The sequence below is a fragment of the Robbsia andropogonis genome (assembly GCF_034047095.1).
In the GTDB taxonomy this organism is placed as follows: domain Bacteria; phylum Pseudomonadota; class Gammaproteobacteria; order Burkholderiales; family Burkholderiaceae; genus Robbsia; species Robbsia andropogonis.
The window spans coordinates 2,788,576-2,813,711 of the sequence record NZ_CP139170.1 but is presented as its reverse complement, the minus strand read 5'-3'; the positions used below and the strand labels follow the sequence as shown (position 1 = coordinate 2,813,711).

Annotated in this window: 13 protein-coding genes and 3 pseudogenes; 8 read left to right on the top strand and 8 right to left on the bottom strand. The window is 61.6% G+C overall.

Going from position 1 to position 25,136, the window contains the following annotated elements:
- Positions 1 to 11 precede the first annotated feature (11 nt).
- Positions 12 to 1,412, bottom strand: a complete 1,401-nt coding sequence (locus tag SJQ66_RS25725; RefSeq protein ID WP_024901537.1) for a CitMHS family transporter — start codon at positions 1,410 to 1,412, stop codon at positions 12 to 14.
- Positions 1,413 to 1,741: 329 nt separating this feature from the next.
- Entirely contained in the window at positions 1,742 to 2,596 is an 855-nt protein-coding gene (gene cobA, locus SJQ66_RS25720) for a uroporphyrinogen-III C-methyltransferase (RefSeq protein WP_024901536.1), read from the bottom strand.
- A gap of 749 nt (positions 2,597 to 3,345) precedes the next feature.
- On the opposite strand from cobA, the gene nirB reads away from it, so the two are divergent.
- The 7 genes from nirB to mctP all read left to right on the top strand — a co-directional run bounded on the left by nirB (position 3,346) and on the right by mctP (position 16,264).
- Entirely contained in the window at positions 3,346 to 6,024 is a 2,679-nt protein-coding gene (gene nirB / locus SJQ66_RS25715) for a nitrite reductase large subunit NirB (protein ID WP_046154280.1), read from the top strand.
- Between the two features lie 63 nt (positions 6,025 to 6,087).
- Positions 6,088 to 6,558 carry a nitrite reductase small subunit NirD gene (nirD, locus tag SJQ66_RS25710; protein WP_024901534.1) on the top strand — a complete coding sequence of 157 codons (471 nt, stop codon included), beginning with the start codon at positions 6,088 to 6,090 and terminating at the stop codon, positions 6,556 to 6,558.
- A 137-nt stretch (positions 6,559 to 6,695) separates the two neighbouring features.
- Positions 6,696 to 11,408, top strand: coding sequence for a bifunctional nitrate reductase/sulfite reductase flavoprotein subunit alpha (locus SJQ66_RS25705; protein WP_320535377.1), 4,713 nt, complete (start codon positions 6,696 to 6,698; stop codon positions 11,406 to 11,408).
- 222 nt (positions 11,409 to 11,630) lie between these two features.
- Entirely contained in the window at positions 11,631 to 13,016 is a 1,386-nt protein-coding gene (locus tag SJQ66_RS25700) for an MFS transporter (protein ID WP_024901532.1), read from the top strand.
- A 164-nt stretch (positions 13,017 to 13,180) separates the two neighbouring features.
- Entirely contained in the window at positions 13,181 to 14,077 is an 897-nt protein-coding gene (locus SJQ66_RS25695; RefSeq protein ID WP_024901531.1) for a class I SAM-dependent methyltransferase, read from the top strand.
- A gap of 397 nt (positions 14,078 to 14,474) precedes the next feature.
- Positions 14,475 to 14,717: a DUF3311 domain-containing protein gene (locus SJQ66_RS25690; RefSeq protein ID WP_024901530.1), complete on the top strand. Its 243-nt coding sequence runs from the start codon at positions 14,475 to 14,477 to the stop codon at positions 14,715 to 14,717.
- Positions 14,714 to 16,264, top strand: a complete 1,551-nt coding sequence (gene mctP, locus SJQ66_RS25685) for a monocarboxylate uptake permease MctP (RefSeq protein ID WP_024901529.1) — start codon at positions 14,714 to 14,716, stop codon at positions 16,262 to 16,264. Before SJQ66_RS25690 ends, mctP begins: the two co-directional genes overlap by 4 nt.
- Before the next feature lie 85 nt (positions 16,265 to 16,349).
- Here the strand turns inward: mctP and tal are convergent, their stop codons facing one another.
- The 4 genes and pseudogenes from tal to rsxB all read right to left on the bottom strand — a co-directional run.
- Positions 16,350 to 17,306 (bottom strand): transaldolase, encoded by a 957-nt coding sequence (gene tal / locus SJQ66_RS25680; protein WP_024901528.1) that lies wholly within the window; start codon positions 17,304 to 17,306, stop codon positions 16,350 to 16,352.
- Positions 17,307 to 17,582: 276 nt separating this feature from the next.
- The gene (locus SJQ66_RS25675) at positions 17,583 to 18,014 is read right to left on the bottom strand and encodes a DUF1841 family protein (RefSeq protein ID WP_024901527.1); all 432 of its coding nucleotides are present in this window, start codon (positions 18,012 to 18,014) and stop codon (positions 17,583 to 17,585) included.
- 329 nt (positions 18,015 to 18,343) lie between these two features.
- Positions 18,344 to 18,979 (bottom strand): annotated as a pseudogene (gene nth, locus SJQ66_RS25670) (endonuclease III); the annotation flags it as partial.
- Between the two features lie 134 nt (positions 18,980 to 19,113).
- Positions 19,114 to 19,830: pseudogene (gene rsxB, locus SJQ66_RS25665) on the bottom strand (electron transport complex subunit RsxB); the annotation flags it as partial.
- Positions 19,831 to 20,264: 434 nt separating this feature from the next.
- Here rsxB and SJQ66_RS25660 point away from each other — a divergent pair.
- Positions 20,265 to 20,897: pseudogene (locus tag SJQ66_RS25660) on the top strand (TetR/AcrR family transcriptional regulator); the annotation flags it as partial.
- Between the two features lie 517 nt (positions 20,898 to 21,414).
- On the opposite strand, the gene SJQ66_RS25655 reads toward SJQ66_RS25660, so the two are convergent.
- Complete coding sequence (locus tag SJQ66_RS25655; RefSeq protein ID WP_024901523.1) at positions 21,415 to 22,863, bottom strand: polyhydroxyalkanoate depolymerase; 1,449 nt, start codon at positions 22,861 to 22,863, stop codon at positions 21,415 to 21,417.
- 121 nt (positions 22,864 to 22,984) lie between these two features.
- Positions 22,985 to 24,940 (bottom strand): glycoside hydrolase family 15 protein, encoded by a 1,956-nt coding sequence (locus tag SJQ66_RS25650; protein ID WP_320534705.1) that lies wholly within the window; start codon positions 24,938 to 24,940, stop codon positions 22,985 to 22,987.
- Between the last annotated feature and the right edge of the window lie 196 nt (positions 24,941 to 25,136).

Below are 25,136 nucleotides of genomic sequence, written 5' to 3'. Positions count from 1 at the left end.
GGCGTGGCGTATCACGATAGCGGAATCACGCCCAAAGCAATGGCAACCCCGAGCAGCGCCAACGAAAATGCCCACATCGTTGGCAACGCAAAACGGATGTAGCGTCCCATATCCAATCCGGCAAGACCCAGTCCGAGCCACAACGCTGGTGAGAATGGACTGATGAACGTGCCGGCGATATTGCCAATACCGAGCGCGTAAACAGTCGACGCGGGCGATACGCCGTGCGCGCCAACGATTTCGCTGACGATCGGCAGCATCGCGAAATAATAGGCGTCGGTCGACAGCAGTAATTCCATCGGCAGACCCAGCACGCCCAACACCAGATGCAGATGCGGGACCAAGGCGTGAGGCAGCCAGCCGACGATTGTCTGCGCCAGCGCGCGCAACATGCCGCTGCCGTCGAGGATGCCGAGGAACGCACCGGCCGACAGAATGATGGTTGCCATCACCATCGCATTAGGCGCGTGCTGTTTGATACATTCCAATTGCGCGGCCTGGGTACGGTGATTCAATAGCAACGCTAGCGCGACGCCGATCATGAAGACAAACGCGGATGGCAATATCCCCGCAACCAATGCCGTGAAGACCGCCAGACCGAGAACGGCATTGCCGATGAAGCGCCAGCGGGGGATCTCTTCCCCCGCGATCTCGGATGCGGCGCCGTGGTTCGCCGTCACCGTACCGGCGGTTCGGCCCGCGGTCTCGGACGCGGCGCCCGGCAAGCCCGGCAATATCGCGGCGTCATCTAGCGCGGATATGGTGGGAACACGCGCGGTATCCATTGCACACGCGCGCGCAAGGCGACGTTGCTCGCGCCATCCAAGCAAGCCGGCCAGGCTGAGAAGCAACAAGGCTCCGATGGCTTGCACCGGGATGAGCGGATGCCAGAGCGCCGTGGCGTCCATTCCGGTCACGGCGGAGGCTCGTCCAAGCGGACCTGCCCAGGGGGTCATATTCATCAGTCCGGCGCCGATGGCGATCAGCATCAGCATCAGGTAGGGACTGACGCGAAGTTTTTTATAGACCGGGATCAGTGCAGGAACCGTCAACAGAAAGGTCGTCGCACCCGCTCCGTCGAGATGGGCTGCGAGCCCCAGCGCCGCGGTCCCGACGCACACGGCAATGACATTGCCACGCGTCAATCGCAATAGACCATCGACCAACGGTGTGAACAGTCCGGCTTGTTGCAGGATGCCAAAAAACAAAATAGCAAATACAAACATTGTCGCCACCGGCGCGACCTTCAGAACGCCTTTTGCATAAAAGCCCGCGATCTCGTCAACCGGAAATCCCGCTAGCAAAGCGCCGATAAAGGGTGCCAGTACCAATCCAATCAGTGGTGCACTTCTTCCAGAAAGCAACGTTCCGATCACGACAAAAATGATCAGCATTCCAAATAGCGTCAGCATGCAGGTGTCCCCGGCCGTTTAGGCTGTTATGTATATTGACTACAAAGCGCGTAAACATTCTGCGGTCAAAGATAGCCGGGGTCTATGGGACGACGGAAAGTTTGGCGGTAGGCGCGGCGTCTGATGCGAAGCCAAAAGCGTTAATTTCGGCTGCCATGCACCAAATACTTAGGTGGGTGCTGCCCTGCATAGCGGGCGGTAGCTGGCATTTCTACCGTGGACTGCTGCTCACATGCGCGCCTTGATGGCATGCGATCGGCTTTTGAGCCGAGTGATACCGGGCGGTTTATAAATGGCGCTTTATTTTGGTGAGCGGCGTGGCCGCAGGCTTACGCTGCGTCGGCGTGTGTTGTCAGCCCAAGCATGTCGCCGTGTCCGGCCGTGACTGTGTCAACGTTGCCGCCTGACGCGCATGCGGCAATATCGCCGGAACAAAACGCCTCGGCCATACCGATTGCCCGACCTACCAGAATGACGGCGGGACTTTGCAGTCCTGCAGCATGCGCGAGGTCTGCAATCCTGCTCAGCGTGCCGACGCAATGCCGTTCACGGGCAGTACCGGCCCATTCGACAACCGCTGCGGGGGTGTCCGTTGGCAGGTGTTCCGCAAGCGTCGCGCAAATGCGCGCGATCCGGTGCATGCCCATATAGATGGCGAGGGTCGTGTTACTCGCTGCCAAGGCGCGCCAGTCAGGCTCATCGTGGTCTTGTTTGTGCGCGGTGACAAAGGTCACGCCATCACAATGCGCGCGATGGGTCAACGAAATGCCCAGACCCGCCGCGGCGGCAAAACCCGACGAGATGCCGTTGACAATATCGACCATGATGCCCGCGGCGCGCAGACTGCTTATCTCCTCGCCGGCCCGGCCGAACAGGAGGGCATCGCCGCCTTTTGCGCGCACGACATGCTGGCCACGCGCCGCGTAGCGGCGCATCAAGCGTTCGATGAACGCTTGCGGTGTTGAACGGCAGCCACCGCGTTTGCCCACGCGAAGCACACGGGCCTGCGGTGCCAGCGTGACGATATCCGGATTCGCAAGGTCGTCAAGTAGCAGCACATCGGCCGATGCCAGCACGCGTGCCGCGCGCAGCGTTAGCAAGTCGATCTCGCCCGGTCCGGTGCCGAGCAAGGTGACACGCCCGCGACGGCCAGCGTCTGTGAGTGAAGTACGATCGATGGTCATGGCAAAATTCCGTACCGCGTATTCGTTCGATTGTCCATGCAAGCAGCGCGGAGGTCGTGCCGCTCACTCTTTTGGTTGCATAAGGAATGTGAAATGCGTGGCATGGCCTCTCAGGCAATGCCAAACAGAAAGGCAAACGGCGTCCGCTCGCGGTGATGCGAGGGGACGCCGTTGTCCTGTCCTGCTTGTCCTGATGATTTTCGCCGACGCACGCGATCGATCCTTATGTCGATAAGGCGCGCCGGTATCACCCGCGGTGTTATGCAAAAGGCAGGCCATGTGAATCAGTACGGCCAGTCGGGGTCATATCGGGAAGACAGGTCTTATCTTCCGACACATAAAGGTGCATCGCACAGGCGCTCGCACTATCGCAGTGCGCGCGTGCATCGAAAAGGGGCTGTCGCCGTAGTGCAAACCATCTGAAGTCGCCGCGACAAAGCACGGTAATCATTTGCAACGGCAGCGGCAAACCCCCGTCCCGCCGGACTTTGTATGTCTTTACAGGAGAAAAGTGTTCTCGCTGGCACACACTGTGCATAGGGGTAATCGCGGATCAACGGCGATCTCGCGGAAAAGTTTCTTCATCGGTGGCAGCGACGCGTGCTGACATCGATAAAGACTGAAGACAGTCAGACGCGTTACGCGTCTACGGACAAAGGCGTCCCACGGAACAGCAAGCTTGCTTGCGCGGTTCCGGGGACGCCTTTTTGTTTTGGTGTTGCGAGAACAGGGCATAGGAGCGATCCGGCATGAGGATCATCGTTATCGGGAACGGCATGGTGGGCCACAAGTTCGTCGAGTCATTGATGGCCGCCGAACACCAGGGACCGCGTGCAAAGGGTCCGTTGCGGGTCACAGTGCTCGGCGAGGAGTCGCGCGCCGCTTACGATCGCGTGCAACTCTCGTCTTTCTTCAGTGGCACGACCGCCGACGAATTGTCGCTGGTGACGCCGGGCTATTACGATGCGACGCACGCTGCCGGTACGGCGACGTTGCATTTGAATGCCCGGGTTGCACGCATCGATACCGCATCACGCCAGGTATTTCTGGAGGATGGTACGGCGTTGCAGTATGACAAGCTGGTATTGGCAACCGGCTCCTATCCTTTCGTGCCGCCTATTCCCGGAAAGGACGCAGGCGATTGCTTCGTCTATCGTACGATCGATGACTTGGAGGCGATGCAAGCGTGCGGTGCTCGTTCCCGCACCGGTGTGGTCATTGGTGGCGGCTTGTTGGGTCTGGAGTGTGCGAAGGCGTTGCGCGACATGGGTCTGCAGACCCATGTGGTTGAATTTGCACCGCGGCTCATGGCGGCGCAACTTGACGATGCCGGCGCCCGGATGCTGCGCGGCAAGATCGAAGCGCTGGGCGTAACCGTGCATACCGGCAAGCAGACGATGTCGATCGACGCATTGGACGTCGAGCAGATCGCGGACGCAACCGGATCGTCGGTGGCAACGCCCCGTCGACGGATGAGGTTCGCGGACGGCACGTCCCTGGACACCGACATGATCGTGTTCTCCGCCGGGATCCGGCCACGCGACGAGCTGGCGCGCGACGCAGGCTTGACAATGGGCGCGCGCGGGGGTGTCGCGATCGACGACCAGTGCCGTACCAGTGATGCCGACATCTATGCCGTTGGCGAATGCGCCGCGTGGCAGGATCGTGTGTATGGTCTTGTCGCGCCGGGGTATCAGATGGCACGTGTGGCTGCCGCGCATTTGCATGCGCTGGCCGCCGATCTCGATGACACGTCCCGCCTTGAAGTGTCGCCAGCGATGGCATTCGCGGGTGCCGACATGAGCACGAAGCTCAAGCTGCTCGGCGTTGATGTGGCGAGCATAGGCGATGCCCACGGCGCCATGCCGGGCGTGCGCAGCTATCAATACAGTAACGAACGCAGCGAAATCTACAAGAAGATCGTCGTCTCCGAATGCGGGCGTTATCTGGAAGGCGCGATCCTGGTGGGGGACACTGCCGAATACGGCGCTTTGCTGCAAATGATGTTGAACCGCATTGCATTGCCGGAGGCGCCGGAATGGTTGATCCTGCCGGCGGCCGATGGTGCGTCCCCCGTAGGAGGCATTGGCGTGGACGCGCTGCCCGACACGGCGCAGGTGTGCTCTTGCAACGACGTATCGAAGGGAGCGATCTGCGCGGTGGTGCGCGATGGCGCGACGACGATCGGTGCGGTGAAGTCGGCGTGCAAGGCGGGCACGACGTGCGGTGGTTGCGTGGCGCTGACGACGCAAGTCATGAAGGCCGAGATGAAACGTCTCGGCCTGGAAGTGAATAATCACCTCTGCGAACATTTCGCATTTTCGCGACAGCAGTTGTATCACATCGTGCGTGTGGAGGGCATTCGGACGTTCAGCGCCTTGTTGGCACGGCATGGCAAGGGCTTGGGCTGTGATATCTGCAAGCCGACCGCGGCAAGCATCTTTGCGTCGTGCTGGAACGATTTTGTGCTGCAGCCTGACCATGCGCCGCTACAGGATTCGAACGACTACTACCTGGCGAACATTCAGCGTGACGGTACGTATTCGGTCGTGCCGCGTATGCCGGGCGGCGAAGTGACGCCGGACGGCCTGATCGCGGTGGGGCAGGTTGCCAAGCGATATGGCCTTTATACGAAGATCACCGGGGGGCAGCGCGTCGACCTGTTCGGCGCACGTGTCGAACAATTGCCGGTGATTTGGGAAGAACTGATCGCGGCGGGATTCGAGTCCGGCCATGCCTACGGCAAATCGTTGCGTACCGTCAAATCATGTGTGGGCGCGACATGGTGTCGCTATGGCGTGGGCGACTCGGTGGGCCTCGCGATCGAATTGGAAAATCGCTACAAGGGGTTGCGTGCGCCCCATAAGATCAAGTTCGGCGTTTCCGGCTGCACCCGGGAATGCGCGGAGGCACAAGGTAAGGATATCGGCGTTATCGCAACGGAACGCGGGTGGAATCTGTACGTGTGCGGCAATGGCGGCATGAAACCGCGTCATGCAGAGCTGCTGGCCTCGGATCTCGACAAGGAAACCCTGATTCGCTACATCGACCGTGTGCTGATGTTCTATGTGAAAACGGCGGATCGCCTGCAACGTACGAGCGTATGGCGCGATAACCTGGAAGGTGGCTTGCCGTATCTGGTGGATGTCGTCGTCAACGATGCGTTGGGTGTTGGCGCGGAACTGGAAGCGCAGATGGCCCATGTCGTGGACACATACGAATGCGAGTGGCGCAAGGCGGTCACGGACCCGCAGACGCGCAAACGCTTCCGGCATTTCGTCAACAGTGATGTCGCCGACGACCGCGTGCTGTTCGTGGAGGAGCGTGGCCAGATTCGTCCGGCCACGGCGCAGGAACGCGCCGGCCGCTCGACCGCCTTGCAGGGACAGGACGAAAACGCTGACGATCTGGCAAGCAGCGTGGTTTGAGCCGCCTTGCATGTCACTTACCGAAAGATACGCCATACGCGCAAGTCGATACAGGAGTCGCCCATGCAGATGAACGAAACCGCCCAACACGCAAATGCCTTCGCGGTGCCCGGGACCGTCGGCACCGAAGTCGCCGCCGCTGCATGGCAACCGGTTTGTTCGCTCGATGCCATCGTACCGGATACCGGTGTCTGCGCACTTATCGGCCGGGAGCAAGTCGCCGTGTTCCGTGTGCAGTTGCGTGGCGCGGCAGCCGATGCAGGGTGTCCCGTCATCGATGCCGTTGATGCGTCGGCCGTGGCGCAGACCGGCGGTGAGGCGTTGTTCGCCATCGGCAACGTGGATCCCCACTCCGGTGCGTCGGTGTTGTCACGTGGGGTAGTGGGAAGCCTCGGCGAGCGTATCGTCGTGGCGTCGCCGCTATACAAACAGCATTTCGATCTGCGCACCGGTGAATGCATCGAGTCGCCCGAGCATCGGGTGGCGGCATATCGCGTTGCACTGAAAGACGGTCAAATCTGGATTGCCGCGTAAGTTTCGCCGACGCGTTGTCGCCTCACTACGAGGCACGCTAACCATGCCACGGTGGCATCGATTTCGGAGTCCTTATTGGATAACGAATAGGTACACCTTTTCCGACAGGTCCGATGAACGATTCATTGAACGCGCCGATGGCGTCCGTGAACGGCGCCGCAGATAACGCGCAGAGCGTGCGCCATGTGCGGGGTGCCTGTCCGTATTGCGGCGTGGGCTGCGGCATCGTCATGCAAGTAAAGGGCGAGAAGATCGTCCGTATCACAGGCGATGCCGAACACCCAACCAATCGCGGACGTCTCTGCACAAAGGGGCAGACCGCGCACATGGTGATGGGTGACGGTGGGCGTCTTGCGCATGCCTATGTACGGCACGAGCGCAGCGCGGATCCGACGCCGTTGCCAATGTCGCGCGCCGTGGCCGAAACGGCGCGGCGCCTGCGCGCGATCATTGATCGTGACGGACCGGGCGCGGTGGCGTTCTACCTTTCCGGGCAGATGTCGATCGAAGCGCAATATCTGGCAACCAAGCTGGCGAAGGGTTTTATCCAGACCCCGCATGTCGAGGCGAATTCCCGACTCTGCATGGCGAGCGCGGCGACCGGTTACAAGCAGTCGCTGGGCGCCGATGGGCCGCCGGGATCGTATGACGACATCGATCATGCCGATGTGTTCCTGGTAACCGGTGCGAATATGGCTGATTGCCATCCGATCCTGTTTCTGCGGATGATGGATCGGGTAAAGGCCGGTGCCAAGCTGATCGTTGTCGATCCACGGCGTACGGCCACCGCCGAGAAGGCGAACCTTTATCTTCGGCTTCGTCCCGGCACGGATCTGGCCTTGTTCAACGGGCTGCTCCATCTGCTCCATCGCAACGGCCATACGGACAGCGCGTTCATTGCTGCGCACACGGAGGGCTGGGACGCCATGCCGGCCTTCCTCGCGGATTACACGCCGCGCCATGTGGCCAGCGTCACGGGTATCACCGAAGCGGATTTGCGTCAGGCGGCACTTTGGATTGGCGAGGCCGGCGAGTGGAGCAGTTTCTGGACAATGGGATTGAACCAGAGCACGCATGGCGCCGATCACACCACGGCGTTGTGTAACCTGCATCTCGCCACCGGGAAGATCTGTCGTCGTGGCAGCGGGCCGTTCTCGCTGACCGGCCAGCCCAATGCCATGGGGGGGCGTGAGATGGGCTATATGGGGCCTGGCCTGCCGGGACAACGTGCGCTGCAGGACGGTCGCGACCGGGCCTTCGTCGAAACGTTGTGGGGTCTTGCGCCGGGCACGCTGCAGGCCCTGCCCGAGACGTCAATGCCACCGTCCGGCGGCACCATCGATCTGTTCGAACGGATGGGAACCGGCGAGATCAAGGCCGTCTGGATCATCTGCACGAATCCGGTGGCGTCGGTACCGAATCGTCAGACGGTGATCGATGGATTGCGCCGCGCCGAATGCGTGATCACGCAAGATGCTTTCATGGATACGGAGACAAACCACTATGCCGATATCCTGCTGCCGGGGGCGCTCTGGGCGGAAGGCGATGGCGTGATGATCAACTCCGAGCGCACCTTGACGCTGACACCGAAGACGGTGCCGGCGCCCGGCGATGCGCAACCCGATTGGCACATTATCGCCAGCGTGGCGCAAGCGATGGGATATGGCGCGGCTTTCGCGTACGCCAGCGCTGCCGATGTGTTCGACGAAATCCGTCGCAGCACGAACCCCACCACCGGTTATGACCTGCGCGGTGCCGATCATGCGCGACTGCAATCAGGGCCGGTGCAATGGCCCTGTCCACCGTCGGCATCGACGGATCGTCATCCCATCCGTTATCTCAACGATGGCGTCAGCCAGCCTTTGAAGCGCGACCCTGATGGCACGTCCCCGGCCCTGGTTTTCCCGACGCCGACCGGAAAAGCACGTTTTCATACGCGTTCGTATCGCGCGCCGGCGGAGCATCTGGATGCGGAATTCGGATTTGTTTTGAATACCGGCCGCGTACAGCATCAATGGCACACGATGACGAAGACGGGAAAGATCGCGACGCTGAACAAGCTGAACGCCGCACCGTTCATCGAAGTGCATCCCAAGGACGCCATCGCGGCGGGTATCGTCGACGACGACCTGGTCGAAATCCGGTCACGGCGTGGACGCGCGACCCTGCCCGCGGTGGTGACGGATCGCGTGGCTCCTGGGGAATGTTTCGCCCCCATTCATTGGAACGATGTCTTCGGCGATGGATTGTGTATCAACGCACTCACGCACGATGCGGTTGATCCTGTCTCACTGCAGCCGGAAATGAAATACAGCGCGGTGGCAATCAAGCGCGTGGTCACGCCACAAGCCGGACCCGGAAACAATGCGACGTCGTCGGCAAGCGGGGAAGCGGCTCGGCAGGCGACGGGTGACGGCGCGTCCGCGTGGGAAAAAATCATCGCGGAGGGCGGTGCGTTGGCCGGAACAGATGCGCCCAGCCCAGGCGTGGCGGCGCTGGCCGCGGCCTGTGGCCTGACGTCGATGCTGGCGGCGAGTGGCCCGCCGATATTGAGCGATATGGAGCAGCGCTACCTGGGCGGTTTTCTGGCCGGCTTGGATGCTCGACTGGCTTTGCAGCATGGGGGTGGCACTGCACCTGCGCATGCCGCGTGGGGGGCTCCCGCTGATCAGAACGCGCGGCGATTGCCGCCGATGTTGCCGCCAAACGCACCGCTTGATCCACTGCACCGCGCGTGGGTGGATGGCATGTTGGCCGGTGGCTTCGGTGCATGGTCGCGTGACGCTGATACGCCGTCGGATACGTCGGCGCCGATGTCCTCAGGCGTGGTGCAGGCCACGGGCATCACCGCGCGGCCACGTCCGAAAGTGACGTTGTTGTGGGCATCGCAGACCGGCACCGTCGAAGGCCTGGTCGAGCCTTTCGCCATGCGATTGATGGGCGCGGGCTGCGAAATCCGTACCGCTTGCATGAGCGATGTCATGCCCGCCTCGTTTGCCGGCAACGTCGCGGGATCCGGCGGATTGACATCGGTCGAATCGGGGCGTTACCTGCTGGTGATGAGCAGCACGTTTGGCGATGGCGAGGCACCCGATAACGGCCAGGCATTCTGGGAAGGGCTGAACGGAATGGCCGACGGCAGTTTCGCGCATGTCGGTTTTTCGGTGCTGGCATTTGGCGATCGGCATTATGACCAGTTTTGTGGTCATGGCGTACGCCTGGATGCACGGCTCGATGCGTTGGGCGCACGACGGCTGCACGCCCGCATCGAATGCGAGTCCGACGACCTTGCACTGGCCGACCAGTGGCTGGATCAGGTGATCATCGCAATCAAGCGGGATCATGCGTCCCCGGCGAGCGCGGCCACCGATGCCGCGGAGGGTGTGGAGGGTGTGGCGGCGGCCGGGGGGGCTCCGGCGATCAACGCCGTGCCAGCGGGTGCACCTGGCGTCGTAAAAACGGCGCCTGCCACGGGGCGGGCGCCAGCGCCGATATCGGTCGTGCCCACCAAGCTGCGCCCGGTCACGGTGCCCGTGAGCGCCAACATCCGCTTGAACGGAGAAGGCGCGACAAAGGACACACGCCGCATCGCGTTGTCCATCGCCGGTACCGGCCTCCAATACGAAGCGGGCGATGCGCTCGGTATCTGGCCGACGAATTGTCCGGCCCTGGTCGATGAGATCCTGGCGCTCACCGGCGCCGATCCCGATGCAATCGTCGCGGTGACGGGGCCGATGCCGATGCTCGCGTATGGCGCGCCCACGTCGGTGCGCTTCGCGGATGCACTGCTGCGCTATTTCGAGATCGGGCGGCCGCATGCGGCGCTGCTGGAGGTGATCGCCGAACACACATCGGAGCCGGGCCGTACGGTGTTGCGCAAGATGCTCGAGCCGGGCTGCAAGACTGAATTGCAGGCCTGGTTGTGGGGCCGGCAACTGGCGGATGTATTGGATGCGTTTCCGGTTCGCCTGGAGGCATCCGCGCTTGCCGCGGTGTTGAAACGATTGCAGCCGCGTCTGTATTCGATTGCGTCGAGCCCGCTCGCACATCCCGATGAAATCCACCTGACAGTGGGCACGGTGCGGTATTTGAGTCAGCCGCACGGCATGCGGCCAGTGCGCGACGAACAGTTGATATTCGATGGTGGCGGGCACGCGCACGCGACCGCTTTTACTGCCGCAATTTCCACGGCCCCGCTCGTCGAGGGAGGGCGCGATGCGAGTGGAGCGGCGGGACACAACGGCACCGACGAGCGCGTGAGCGGCGGCGGTATTGATAACGTCTCTTCCGGCGTGCGTTGGCGTAAAGGGGTGTCGTCAACGTTCCTGGCCGACCGCGCGGCGGACAGCGGCGTGCCTGTATTCGTCCAGTCGTCGCCGCATTTCCGTCCGCCGCGCGATGCGTCGGTGCCGATGATCATGGTAGGTCCGGGCACCGGCATCGCCCCATTCCGAGGCTTCCTGCAGGAGCGTCGTGCAAGGGGGCATACCGGACGCAATTGGCTTTTCTTCGGGGAACGGAATGCCGAGACCGATTTCTACTACCGGGATGAACTCCAGGCGTGGCGGGACGAAGGGTTGTTGACGCGATTGGATACGGCGTTCTCCAGGGACCAGGCCGAGAAGTGCTACGTCCAGGATCGCTTGCGCGAGCACGGCGCGATGCTGTGGTCATGGCTCTGTGACGGCGCCGTGTTCTACGTCTGCGGCGATGCGAGCCGAATGGCGAAGGACGTGGAGGCGGCACTGCGCGATGTGGCGATGCGGCATGGCGGTATGGATGAAACGCAAGCAGGTGCCTTTCTCCGTGACCTGATGCGCGATAAGCGGTATTTGCGTGACGTGTATTGATATCCGTTGGCGGATGACCCGCTCGGGAAGCGATTTCCCTAGGGCATCCGGGAACGGACGCGGTGAGCGTTGACGTGTTGCTTGCAAGGGCACGGTGGCGGGAAGGGCGGTAATGCGAGTCGAGCGGAACGAGGTAGGCAGACGTGAACGGGTGGGGATGTGGGGATGCGTGTTTCAACACCTTCCGCGATTGTTTTTAAGACATTAATGTGAGATACGGCGATGAAAAATGTCCTGGCGTCCTTGCGCTCGGGTGACTGGCGAGCGTTGCTGGCCTGTTTTCTGTACTTCGATACCGGCTTCACGGTGTGGGTCTTGTATGGGCCGCTGGCACCTTACATCGGCAAGAGTATTACGATGACTCCCTCGCAGCAGGGCTTTCTGGTGGCTGTGCCGGTGTTGGCTGCAGCCATTCTGCGGGTAACCTTGGGCAATTTGTACCAGAGCGCGCCGGGCAAGCAGGTGGCGTTGCTGGGGGTGGCGTTGTCGGCGATTCCGGTGGTGATATTGCCGATGATGGGCGCGATGGGGATCACCGCGACGGTACCGGTCTTGATGGTGCTCGGCGTCTTTCTTGGCGTAGGTGGTGCGAGCTTTGCCGTCGCGCTGCCGATGGCAGGCAGCAACTATCCGCCGCGTGTACAGGGTCTCGTCCTGGGACTGGCTGCCGCCGGGAATATCGGTGCGGTGCTGGACGGTTTCCTGTTTCCGCGATTGGCCAACGCCTATGGTTGGCAATTGGCCGTGGGCGGTGCGTTGCCATTGCTCGCCATCGCCGCGCTTGCCCTCTACGCCTGGGCAAATGACGGAAGCGCGAAGTCCGGCAGCCCGAGGCGCGCGCTGATGGGCTTTGCGGTCACTGTCGTGGGGTTGATCGCGCTGGTGCTGCTCGTGGAAGAGGGGGCGTTTGGCTCGGGCAAGGCAGGCGTGCTGCTATTGCCAGTCATGGGGGCCGCGCTGGCCATCGCCGTGTTGCCGCAACGTTATCGTGCCGTATTGGCCGAGCGTGATACCTGGGTGGTTATGCTGGTCTATAGCATCACGTTCGGCGGTTTTGTCGGCATGTCGTCGTATGTGGCGTTGCTGTTGACGAACCTGTATCAGATGTCGAAGGTCGACGCCGGTCTGTTCATGGCCCTGCTGGCGGCAATAGGCGCGCTGGTCCGCCCGATCGGTGGCCTGATCGCCGATCGCGTGTCTGGGGTGCGGGCGTTGACGGTATTGCTCGCGGTGATTTGTTGCGCCGACATGGTGTTCGCCTTGACCATGCCGGGCGTGACCGCCGGCATTGCCGTGTTGATCGTGTTGTATGTGGCCTTCGGTTTGGGCAACGGCGCCACGTTTCAGCTCGTGCCGCATCGCTGGGCGGGCCGTACCGGTTTGTTGTCGGGCATCGTCGGTGCCGCGGGCGGGATCGGCGGCTTCTACCTGCCGGTCGTGATGGGGATCGCGAAGGAAAGCACGGGCAGCTATCAAATGGGCTTTGCGACTTTCGCGGTGTTGGCGGGCCTGGCTTTCCTTGCCGTGGTCGCGCTGCGCCGCGCCTGGTTGGGCTGGTCGATGCGTGCGCATGAAAGCGGCGCGCCGCACGTTCACGCCACCGAGTAACGATGCGACGTCGCCCGCGCGGCGTTGATGCGACCCCTCTGGCGAAAAACAACGAGGCCTTGCTGAAAGTGACACGGATCGGAGTGTGTCGGAATGCTATCCTCTCGGTCGCGCATCGCTGTGACCGCGCATTGCCCTGTTCCGCCCGAGAGGTCTTGTACCGCATGAATCCCCTGATCAAACGCGCGTCCGCCGAAGCACGCGCCTTCTCCCGCGCCGGGCGCAAGCCCCGCAAAGCGATGCCTGACGATCTCGCGCGCGCCGACCTGTCGATGCGCCACGCCACGCCGCGCACCGAGCCGCGTTTCGCCCCGGTGACGTTCTCGGAAATGGCCGGCGTGCGCTTTCTCCATTTCGGTACCGAATGGGTGCAGGGCGCGATGCGGCTGCGCAAACCGTACGATCTCGAGCTGGAATACGCGCAGCAGATGATGGCCTGGCTGTTGTTCCTCGACGCACCGGCGCACATTACCCAGCTCGGACTCGGCGCGGCGTCCCTGACCAAATGGTGTCATCGGTTTCTACCGGCGTCGCGGGTGGAAGCCGTCGAGTTGAACGCCTCGGTCGTGGTGGCCACGCGCAGCATGTTCGGCCTGCCTGACGAGGACGACCGGCTGCACGTCGTGCATGCCGATGCCTGGGATTACGTTCATGACGCCCGTAACGGCGGCCGTATCGGGGTGATGCAGGTCGATCTTTACGACGCCACGGCGCGCGGCCCGGTGCTGGATACCGCCGCGTTCTACCGTGCGTGCCGTCTCTCGCTGTCATCGCCGGGTATGTTGACGGTGAACCTCTTCGGCGACCATCCGAGTTTCGCGCGCAACATGCGCAACTTGTCGGCCGCGTTCGACGGACGCGTCATCGCCTTGCCGATCATCCATGATGGCAATCGCATCGCGCTGGCGTTTTCCGGGCCGCCGTTGTCGTTTCCGTGGGCTTTTCTCGAGGAAAGGGCGAAACTGTTGCAAAAAACCTATCGTTTGCCCGCTATCTCGTGGGTCCGAGCATTACGGGAAGCGTCTGGCGACAGTCAGGGTATCGAAAGTTTCTCGATTTGATTTAGAATGCATCCCCGATAGGGATGCTTCACAAAACTGTCCCGCCCCGTCGTTTCCCCGCCGCGCGGGGCGCCACCTTACCGGTAGGCGTTTCGCGCCCAACTGGCACCGGATCGGCACCGAACCGGTGTCGGCCTCGTTGTCGGCTGGCTGGTTTTGCGCCCTCGACACCCAGGCCACGAGCCCCGGCAAAAGTGCGCCATGATCGTGGGCAAACCGATCCCCGCTGATTGTCGCGTTGCGATGAGGACCGGTGAAGCGGCGCGCTAGTCGATTGCCACGCGCCCGTGCCCAGATGACGATCTCGATCGTCGATCGGCTCATTTTCATACTGTTTTGCGGTCTCGACGCTGCCGCGCCACGCGGCTGCCCTGCGTCGTTGCCGTTGGAGAATTCCATGTCGCGCCCGGACCCGTCCGCTGCACGAGCCAAGCATTGGCTGTGGCTTCTGCTGGTGCCCTATATCGCATTGATGTGGGTGCCGTTCTACAACAAGATCGAACCCACGCTGTGGGGCTTTCCTTATTTCTACTGGTATCAACTGCTGTGGGTGGTGCTGAGCGCGACCATCACCGCCATTGTGTATTTCAAGACGAAGCGCTATTTCCTGAGCCGGCGTCAAAAGGGAGAAGGCGCATGAATGTCATTGCAACCGCGGTATTCGTGCTGTTCTTCGTCGGCGTCACCATCGTCGGTTTCATGGCCGCGCGGTGGCGTCGCGGGGATCTGGCGCTGCTCGATGAATGGGGTCTGGGCGGTCGCCGTTTCGGGACCATCGTCACCTGGTTTTTGCTGGGCGGGGATCTCTACACCGCCTATACCTTTGTCGCGGTGCCCGCCTTGGTATTCGGTGCCGGCGCGATGGGTTTCTTCGCGATCCCGTATTCGGTCCTGATCTATCCGTTTGCCTTCGTCGTTTTTCCGAAGTTGTGGGCTGTCGCCAAGAAGCATGGCTACATCACCGCAGCGGACTTTGTCCATGCGCGCTTCGGTAGCCGCACGCTGGCAATGCTGGTTGCCGTCACCGGGATTGTGGCGACAATGCCGTACATTGCGTTGCAACTGGTCGGGATCGAAGTCGTCATCGGCGGCCTCGGCTTGCCCACGCATGGCTGGGTGGGTGAATTGCCGTTGTTGATCGCCTTCCTGATCCTGGCGGCGTACACCTATACCAGTGGCCTGCGCGCGCCGGCGATGATCGCCGTGGTGAAGGATGTGTTGATCTATATCGTGATTGCCGCGGCGATTATCGTGATTCCGGCGCAATTGGGCGGTTTCGGGCATATCTTTGCCGCGGTTCCGGTTGAAAAGCTGATCATGAAGGCGCCGGACACGACGAGCTTGAATGGCTATAGCGCGTATTCAACGTTGATGATCGGCTCGGCCGTGGCGGTATTCCTGTATCCTCACTCTGTCACGGCACTGTTGAGCGCCTCGTCCGGTGGTGCGATTCGCCGTAACATGGCGATGTTGCCGGCGTACTCGATCGTACTCGGTCTACTGGGCTTGCTGGGTTTCATGGCTCTGGCATCCGGTGTCAAGGATATGCCGGAATTCGCGCCGTACTTCAAGGTCTACGGGCCGAACTTCGCCGTGCCGGCGCTGTTCCTGCATTATTTCCCCTCGTGGTTCGTAGGCGTGGCATTCGCGGCAATCGGTATCGGCGCGCTGGTGCCGGCCGCCATCATGTCGATCGCGGCGGCAAACCTGTACACGCGTAACATCCATCGTGTGTTCATCAATCGGAACATGACGGGCAAGCAGGAGACCGACGTGGCGAAGCTGGTGTCACTGGTCGTCAAGATCGGTGCGGTCGCCTTCATCGTTTTCCTGCCACTGCAATTCGCGATTCAATTGCAGTTGCTCGGCGGTATCTGGATCATCCAGACCTTGCCGTCGATCGCGCTGGGCTTGTTCACGCGTCTGCTCGACTATCGTGGTTTGATTCTCGGCTGGCTCGCCGGCATCGTGACCGGTACGTCAATGGCCGCGTCGCTGCATTTCAAGAGTACGACGTTTATATTGCATATCGGCGGCATGGATGTCCCGGGCTATGCCGCGGTATGGGCGCTGATTGTCAATCTGGTCGTCTCGATTGTCGCCAGCATCGTGATTCGCGCATTGAAGCTGAAGGGTCCAGAGGATCGGACCCGCCCGGAAGACTATCTCGAAATGGCGGAGCATTAAGCCAAAAAAACCCCCGATGCGTGGATTGCGGTCCAACGCTCGGGGTGTCGTGCAATCGCCGGCGCCACGCTAGCGATTGCAGGCATCACTTCTGGAGTTCGACAATCAGCTTTTCCAGTTTGACCGCGTCGGCGGCGAACTGACGGATGCCTTCAGCCAGTTTTTCCGTTGCCATCGCGTCGTCATTCAGTGCAAAGCGAAACGATGCTTCGTCGACTTTGACGCGAGCGATATCGGCCGATTTCGACGCCGCCGGGTCCAGCTTACGCGCCACGGGCTCGTTCGAATCCTGCAGTTTCTGCAACAAGTCCGGGCTAATCGTCAGCAAGTCACAGCCTGCGAGTTCGGTGATTTGCGAGACGGTACGGAAGCTGGCGCCCATCACCTCGGTCGGATGGCCGAACTTCTTGTAATAGCCATAGATGCTCTTTACCGAGCGCACGCCCGGATCGTTCTCACCGCCGTCGCGTGCTTCATCCCAGTTCGAACCGGCGCTCTTCTTGTACCAGTCATAGATCCGGCCGACGAACGGCGAAATCAGCTTGGCCTTTGCCTCGGCGCAGGCAACCGCTTGCGGGAGCGAGAATAGCAGGGTCATATTGCAGTCGATGCCTTCGGCCTGCAGCTTTTCCGCCGCGCGGATGCCTTCCCAGGTCGAGGCGATCTTGATCAACACGCGCTTGGGATCAACCCCATAACCCTTGTACGATTCGATCAGCGAATGCGCCTTTTTAATGGTCCCTTCGGTATCGAACGACAGGCGCGCATCTACTTCGGTCGACACACGGCCCGGAATGATCTTCAGGATTTCCTGCCCGAATGCAAGGATGAGCTCGTCGATGATTTCCGGCAGCGGCTTGTTCCGATGGTCGCGCACGGTTTTTTCGAGTAGCGGCCGGTATTCTTCCTTCTGCACGGACTTCAGGATCAGCGACGGGTTGGTCGTGGCGTCCTGGGGTTGGTACTTTTCGAGCAACCGGAAGTCCCCTGTGTCGGCGACCACCGTGGTGTACTGCTTGAGCTGGTCTAACGATGTCATGATCAGGCCTCCTTGTTCAGTGCTGGCGAGTGCGCCGGACAACGGCACACCGGATGATGTTCTACTGGCGTAGGCGCGTCGTCGGTATTCAACGACGCGCGGTGATCTGCTGCGCGGTCCGGCCGGTGGTCTACGCCACCGACATGGCTGGATGACCACGATCTACTCCCACTATTGTATGCCGCAACGGAGGCTGGCGCATGACGGGCCGCCCGAAGGGATTTTCAGGAACCCGCTCCGGCGCAGCGCGTAAGGTCATCCAAGCGCCGCGCCGCGCGCTCAGTGCCGGCTGGCGCGTCTATGGATGCGCTGGAGGTAGGCGGCGGCGTCCATTTCCGTGCGGTTGCGCTGTGCTTCCCAAATCGTCTCGCCGAGGCAGTCGATGATCTCGTGCTGCGCCGCGTGGGGATCGTCCAGACGCGAGGTCAAGGCGTTGTAGGCGGCGCGGATTCCCGGCGGCTGGTCAATCGATAACTGCTCGGATACGGCCAGATGCAGCGACAAATGCAGGAAAGGGTTGGCTGCCCCGTTTTCCGGCGTATAGTCGCGCGACACGGCCTCTGGATCTTCAAGCGCGGGGTGTGTCTCCGGGTGGTCGAGAATCCAATCGGCGGCGATCGCCTCCATGGGCGTGAGGATTTCGCCTGCGCGGCGCTTACGCCAGGTTTCGCAGAAAAAACGGCGAACATCGTCTCGGCTGGGGTCGAACATGGTGGTACCCAGGATCAAACCGATATTTTACGCTTCGCGGCGATTTGCCGCGCCTTTGCGCCGGCTTCTCCGGAAATGCTGATTGCTTGGCGTGGCACCGCTGATTTTTTGGGCGCCGCTTGCTTGGGTTTTACCGTTTTCGCGGTTGGGGTTCCCGCTGTTGCGGCGGTTGTCGTTTTCCCGGCACCGGTCGTGGCGGTCTTCGCGGTTTTCTTTAAAAGCTTGTCGCCCTCCAGGGCGGCCGCCATTTGTTCCGGGAGGGTCAGGCGCGGCAATGTCTTGGCCTGATTGGCCACTTTCATTACCTGACGCATGTTTGCTTCGTCAGATGGGGCAGGGGTCTTGTCGCGATATTCGCAGAGAGGCTCGATTGCACAGTGCCAGCATTCCGGCCTGCGCGCCTTGCAGACGTAACGGCCGTGAAGCAGCAGCCAATGATGCGCGTCGTGCAGGAATTCGTCCGGCGTGAATTTGACCAGCTTGGTCTCCACGACAGTGACGTCCTTGCCGGGTGCCATGCCGGTACGGTTGGCGACACGGAAAATATGGGTATCGACGGCAATGAGCGGATGCCCGAACGCCGTGTTCAGGATCACATTCGCCGTCTTGCGTCCTACGCCGGGCAGCGCTTCCAGCGCTTCACGGTCTTGCGGCACCTGCCCACCGTGCTTTTCCAGAAGCAAATTGCACAGCGCGATCAGATTGCGCGCTTTCGTCTTATACAGACCAATTGTCTTGATGTATTGCGTCACGCCGGCTTCACCCAGGGCGAGTATCGTGGCCGGCGTGTTTGCCACGGGGAACATCTGGCGCATGGCCTTGTTGACGGAGACGTCCGTTGCTTGCGCGGAGAGCATCACCGCCGTCAGCAACTCGAACGGCGTGTTGAATTCCAGCTCGGTCGTCGGATGGGGATTCAGTTCGCGCAGGGTTTCGTAGATTGCACGGCGCTTGTCGGCGTTCATTCTGATGGTTCCTGAAGGGCGAGGCAGACAGGGGTAAGCAGCGGGAGTCGGCAGGTAAGAACGGCGGTCCGGCGCGAAAGCTAGGCGCCGGGAGGTTTGGGCGTCGTTGCGGCGTCGTCGGGTTGTCCCGACGTACGCCGGGCACGGGCGCGCTCCAATGCCGCCTGAATGATTGCCTGCTTGCGGGCCCGTTCGTGTGCTTCTGCCGCGGCGTTCTCATCGGCCGCAGCGTTTCCGGATCGGTCCGGGTCGGCGGACGCCGACAGGTTGCCACTCACGGCGGGTGGGGACCCTGCCGCGAGCCGCGCCTGCTGTAGCCGCCTTGCCGCGCGGTCATCGGCGGCTTGCTGCTCGGTCACCAGGCGCGCATTGCGCCGCGCATGCTGATCGCGTGCCGCGCGCGCTTGCGGTGCGGACCATGCATCCCAGCCAGTTGCCTCGCCGGTTACCGGAATCATCGCGATACAGTCGACGGGACAGGGCGCGACGCAGAGGTCGCAACCGGTGCAGGCCGCATCGAGGACCGTGTGCATGAGCTTTGCCGCACCGACAATGGCGTCCACGGGGCAGGCCTTCGCGCAGAGCGTGCAGCCGATGCACAACGATTCGTCGATGATGGCGCGGGGCCGGGGCCGCTCAACGCCGTGCGAGGTATCGAGCGGCTTTTCAGGGCGGCCGAGCAATCGCGCTAGCCGTGCGACGCCTTCCTGACCACCCGGGGGGCATTGGTTGAAGTCCGCGCGGCCTTCGGCGATCGCGCGTGCATATGGCATGCAGCCGTCAAAGCCGCATTTCGTGCATTGGGTTTGCGGCAGCAGGTCGTCGATGCGCTGCGCCAACTCGGGTATCACGGGGTCTGTCCTGGAAATTATCGGCGTGCGCGTCGTACGGTCGCGCGACGGGGGGCGCTTTTATCGCGGCCTTCCTGCGCCGCCTGTTTATGGGCATATTATCCGCTATTTGTGGGACCCCATGCAAAAAGCCATACGTTCCTCCGGGTGCGCGGCTTGGGAGTGCAGCATTGTCGCTTCATGCCGCATCGGCGCAGCAAATCATCTCTGTTGCGCGATCCCAGGACGCCTGGTGCATGGGTCGAAACGGCCGAAACCGGATCATGCATAAGGCTAGTCCTAACCGTGCATGCCATAATCGGCTCTTCATGATGAAGATAAGTGATACGAACGAATGGTTTTCGGGAAAGCGGGCGAAGCAATGATCGATGCTGCGGCTGCGAGAATGGGCTTTGCGTGCTTTTAGGCATCAACTTGCTAAAAAGGAGGAGACCATGACGCATGGGCTTGCGTTACACAATAATAGCCGGCGCGACCCGGCCGGAACGCGACATCGCATTCTGACAGCCGCGATCGAAGAGTTTCGCTGTGGTGGCCTGGCGGGTGCAAGGGTGGATAGCATTGCGCGGCGGGCGCAGACCAATGAAAGAATGCTGTATTACTACTTCGGCAATAAAGAGCAACTGTTCGTTGCCGTCGTGGAAGATGTGTACCGGAAATTCGCCGAAGCGCAGGCCGGCATGGATCTCGGCCATGAGGCGCCAGAACGCGCGATGCGGCGTTTCGCGCGATTTGTTTGGGAGTACTGTTATTCTCATCCAGAGGTGGTGCGGGTCATCAACAACGAGAACCTGCAGGAGGGCGTCCATTTGCGCGCGTCCGGCGCACGCAATGCGATGCGGCCGGTCATCACGGCGTTGCGGGCCTTGCTGGATCGGGGCGCCGCGGCAGGCGTATTTCGTCCTGGGGTCGATGCACTGCATTGCTATCTTGCGATCTCGGGACTCGGTTATTACCTCGTTTCAAACCGTTTTACGCTGCACGCGGCCTTTGATCGAGACCCCGCCGATCCGGTGGAGCGCGAGCATTTGTTGACACTGCATCTCGACATGCTGCTGGCCTATCTTCGCTGCGGTGTCGAGGTGTCTTTCGAGCGCGCGACAGGTCAAGCGCTGGATCCAACATATCATGTGCCGCCACGTGCGACGCCGCTCGCAAATGCCGATGACGAGAGGTCGTCCATCGCCCATACCGCCATGCCGGCAGGCGATGCGCCAGCGATGGTGGCGGAGCAAGGAATGGGGATCACCACGGCGGCTGCGTCCAGGTCGTCGAGTGCGTCTTTTTTCCCGGGTATTGCACAACGTGGAGAAATGATGGGCGTGGGAAATGGCGATGTATCGCGCGTTGCCATGATCGGGCGGGCGTCTGGCGCCTTATCCCCTTCCGCGCATGCCGATAGGGCGGCGCCAGCGGATTCGACGATGATGAAGGAGGCCGGGGGCATGACCGGGCCGACCGCCACGGCGTCATCTATTCCAGCGGGTGATGCGACTTGCCAGGCACCGTCACCCTCTCAGCCGCCGGCAGAGCCGGCGTCCGTTGCAGACGCCGCGGCGGGGGGCCGAACCGGGGTGTTCTGGCCTAAGAGTCGCTTCCCTTCGTTGTAGCACGGGGGGGCTTGCCATTGCCTGACGCAACGGCGGTCGACCCATTCGAGGGACGTGTCGTCTTGCGTGCCGTACGAGCGGGCGCCACCGCCACGTCGCCTTCATCGTCGATGCTGGAAGACCGATGGCCGCCTGACTGGGGCGGCGTGCCCTCATCGTGCGCCTCGTCTTTGCGGCGCTGGATTTCCGCTTCCGCGATGAAGTCTCGAATACGGGGATAGACTTGGCTACGCCAGCGTCGTCCGGAAAAGATGCCGTAATGTCCGGCCCCTTCGGCGGTGTAATGATGCTTCCGCGAAGCGGGGATGCCGCTGCAGAGTTCATGCGCCGCGCGCGTCTGGCCGTCGCCGGATATATCATCGAGCGCCCCCTCGATGGTCAGCAAGGACGTGTGCCGGATTGCTGCAGGCCTTACGTGCTCTCCGTCGACATCCCATGTTCCCTCGGCAAGCCCGTATTCCTGGAACACCACCCGGATGGTCTCCAGATAGTATTCGGCGGCCATGTCGAGCACGGCGTTGTATTCGTCGTAAAAGCGGCGGTGGGACTCGGCGTCCTGCTCGTCTCCCCGCACGAGGTCCAGATAAAAGTCCCAGTGTGATGCCAGGTGTCGTTGCGGATTCATTGCGACGAATCCGGTGTGCTGGAGGAATCCCGGATACACTTGCCGCCCGATGCCGGGGTAATGTGCCGGCACGGTCCAGATCACATTCGTTTCAAACCATTCGAGGCTGTGCTGGACGGCCAGCGAATTGACGGCGGTGGGGGATTTGCGTGCATCGATCGGACCGCCCATCATCGTCATTGTCAGCGGCGTGTCCTCGCCGCGTGCCGCCATCAGCGAAATAGCGCCCAGAACGGGCACGGTGGGCTGGCACACCGAAATCACATGCAGCTTGCGTGCGCCGATGAAACGGATGAAATGCTCGATGTAGTGGACATAATCACTGAGATCAAAACGGCCTTCGGACAATGGCACCATCCGTGCATCGGTCCAATCAGTGATGTAGACCTTGTGGTCGGCGAGCAGTGTCAGCACCGTATCGCGCAGCAGGGTCGCATGATGGCCTGATAACGGCGCACAGACCAGCACCGAAGGATCATCCTTCAGCTCGACGATGGTGTCGTGATCGTCCGTGTAACGCTTGAACCGCAACAGTCGGCAGAACGGCAATTCAAGGACCGTCTGCTGCACGACGGGGATCGCCCGGCCATCGCGCATAATATGATCGATACCGAAAGCCGGTTTTTCATACTCCTTGCCGAGGCGGTGCAGCAGCTCGAAACCGGCTGATGATCGACTGGCACCTGGTACGAAAGCCAACGGATTGGCCGGATCGGCGAAAGCCTTTGACGCCATGTCTGCCCATGAACTGAGCGGTGTCAGCAGCGCGCGCTGCCATTCAACGAGTTGATACAGCATCGTTCGGCCCTCCCTGATCCAGCGCGGGCCGGCCGAGGCTTGCGCGCAGTGTTGATTTCACACCGCAACGGGCGGCGTGTGCCGGATAATCCGGCGAGATTCCGGCAGCCATGCAGCATGGCTAGGCCGCCGACGTTTCCTTATCCGATGAATCGCGATGCGCCGGCGCGTCCGTGGACGCTCTCGTTTCCGCGCGCTCGGCGGTTGTTCCTTCTGTCGCGGCGTGCTGGCCCGTGACGGCTTGCACGAATGCTTCGTTATGCTGCATTAAATTCATGCCGGTATGCACGAGCGCCACGTGCGAAAACGCTTGTGGGAAATTGCCGACCTGGCGTTGGGTTTTCGGGTCGAACTCCTCGGCCAGCAGGCCGACGTCATTGCATAGCGATAATAAGCGTTCATAGAGCGCGACGGCTTCTTTATCGCGGCCCTGCAAATGATAGTTGTCCGCAAGCCAGAAGCTGCAAGCCAGAAAGGTGCCTTCGCCCGGTGGCAAGCCATCGGCGGTTTCATGTGTGCGATAGCGCTGTACCAAGCCGTCCACCGTCAGGTCACGCGCGATGGCGTCTACGGTCGAGACGATCCGCGGATCGTCCGAAGGGAGGAAGCCAAGGGTAGCCATCAACAGCAGGCTCGCGTCCAATGCTTCGCCACCATAGACCTGCGTAAAACTTCCCACCTTCGGGTTATACCCTTTCTCGCATACATCGGCATGTGCCTGGGCGCGCGCCGCGCGCCATGTATCGAGCGGACCTTCCAGTTGGAATTCCTCCGCGGAACGAATCGCGCGATCGAACGCGACCCACGCCATCACCTTGGAGAAGGTGAAGTGCTGGCGACCACCGCGCACTTCCCAAATTCCTTCATCCGGTTCGCGCCATACCAGTACCAGGTGGTCGACCAAGGCCCGTTCGACAGCCCAGGCGGTATCGTCGGCAGGCAGGCCGCCCACGCGGGCAACGTGCAAGGCGCTGATCACTTCACCGAATACGTCGAGTTGCAATTGGTCCACGGCCCCATTGCCCACTCTCACCGGTTTGGCGCCTTGATAGCCTGGCAGCCAATCCACTTCCCATTCCGGCAGGCGGCGTTCACCGGCAATGCCATACATGATCTGTAATTGTTTCGGAGAGCCGGCAATCGCACGCGTCAGCCAGGCGCGCCAGGCCGATGCTTCGTCATAGTAGCCGGCACGCATCAACGCCAACAGGGTAATCGTCGCGTCGCGCAGCCAGCAATACCGATAGTCCCAATTACGTACGCCGCCGAGTTCTTCCGGCAGCGACGTGGTGGCGGCGGCGACGATCCCGCCGGTGGGCTCGTACGCAAGCGCCTTCAATGTGATCAGCGAGCGTCTGACGTGTGCGGCCCAGGGCCCCGTCACATTGCATTGCGCGGCCCAGTCGCGCCAATACGTCTGCGTCCGGGCCAGCGTCGAGCGTGGATCGCTTGCCGGGGGGAGCGGATGGTGCGATGGCGCGTACGCCATCACGAACGGCACGGTGTCGCCCTCGGTGACCGTAAACGTCGCACGGGTCCGCAGACCTTCACCATTCATCTCGACCGGGGTGCGCAGGACGACCATGTCCGGTCCGGATATGGCGCGCACGCCGCTACCGTCTTCCAAACGACTCATCCATGGAACCGCATAGCCGTAGTCGAAACGCAGGGTCAGATCCATCTGCATGTCGACCGAGCCGGATTGTCCGACCACCAGACGCACGATCTCTGACCAGCCGTTGTGCATCGGCATGTAGTCGATGACGATCACGCTGCCCGAAGGGGTGTGATATTCGGTCTCCAAGATCAAGGTGTCGTCACGGTAACGGCGGGATTGTGCACGCAGCGTTTCCTTCTGCCCGGCTACGGCATTGTCTTGTGTGATGGCGTGGCCCGATATCGCGGCAAGTGGCGCGATCTGCCACCGGCCGTGCCGTGGCTCGCCCAGCAGGGCGGCAAAGCAGGCAGCGGAGTCAAAACGCGGCCAGCACAGCCAGTCGATCGACCCGGTGCGATCCACCAGCGCGGCGGTCTGGCCGTCGCCGATCAGCGCGTAATCTTCAATATTGGATGGCATTCAATATCCCAATGTCAGAAAGGTGGATGCCTTTGTCGTACGGGCAGCACCATGCTCCTACAATCGTGGAACGTGATGACGCCGCTATGACGCATTCCTCTCAGAATACGCTTTTGCTGCAATGCAGTGTCGGTTGCGTGTGCGTTTCCGCAACGGCTGTAAGGAATGCTTTGGGCAAAAAAAACGGCCCGCATCG

Coding starts and splice junctions, on each gene's coding strand:
- SJQ66_RS25705 (WP_320535377.1), top strand. CDS start 6,696: ATGGCGTCCGTGAACGGCGCCGCAGATAACGCGCAGAGCGTGCGCCAT.
- SJQ66_RS25700 (WP_024901532.1), top strand. CDS start 11,631: ATGAAAAATGTCCTGGCGTCCTTGCGCTCGGGTGACTGGCGAGCGTTG.
- mctP (WP_024901529.1), top strand. CDS start 14,714: ATGAATGTCATTGCAACCGCGGTATTCGTGCTGTTCTTCGTCGGCGTC.
- cobA (WP_024901536.1), bottom strand. CDS start 2,596: ATGACCATCGATCGTACTTCACTCACAGACGCTGGCCGTCGCGGGCGT.
- SJQ66_RS25725 (WP_024901537.1), bottom strand. CDS start 1,412: ATGCTGACGCTATTTGGAATGCTGATCATTTTTGTCGTGATCGGAACG.
- SJQ66_RS25675 (WP_024901527.1), bottom strand. CDS start 18,014: ATGTTCGACCCCAGCCGAGACGATGTTCGCCGTTTTTTCTGCGAAACC.
- SJQ66_RS25695 (WP_024901531.1), top strand. CDS start 13,181: ATGAATCCCCTGATCAAACGCGCGTCCGCCGAAGCACGCGCCTTCTCC.
- nirD (WP_024901534.1), top strand. CDS start 6,088: ATGCAGATGAACGAAACCGCCCAACACGCAAATGCCTTCGCGGTGCCC.
- SJQ66_RS25650 (WP_320534705.1), bottom strand. CDS start 24,940: ATGCCATCCAATATTGAAGATTACGCGCTGATCGGCGACGGCCAGACC.
- SJQ66_RS25655 (WP_024901523.1), bottom strand. CDS start 22,863: ATGCTGTATCAACTCGTTGAATGGCAGCGCGCGCTGCTGACACCGCTC.
- SJQ66_RS25690 (WP_024901530.1), top strand. CDS start 14,475: ATGTCGCGCCCGGACCCGTCCGCTGCACGAGCCAAGCATTGGCTGTGG.
- nirB (WP_046154280.1), top strand. CDS start 3,346: ATGAGGATCATCGTTATCGGGAACGGCATGGTGGGCCACAAGTTCGTC.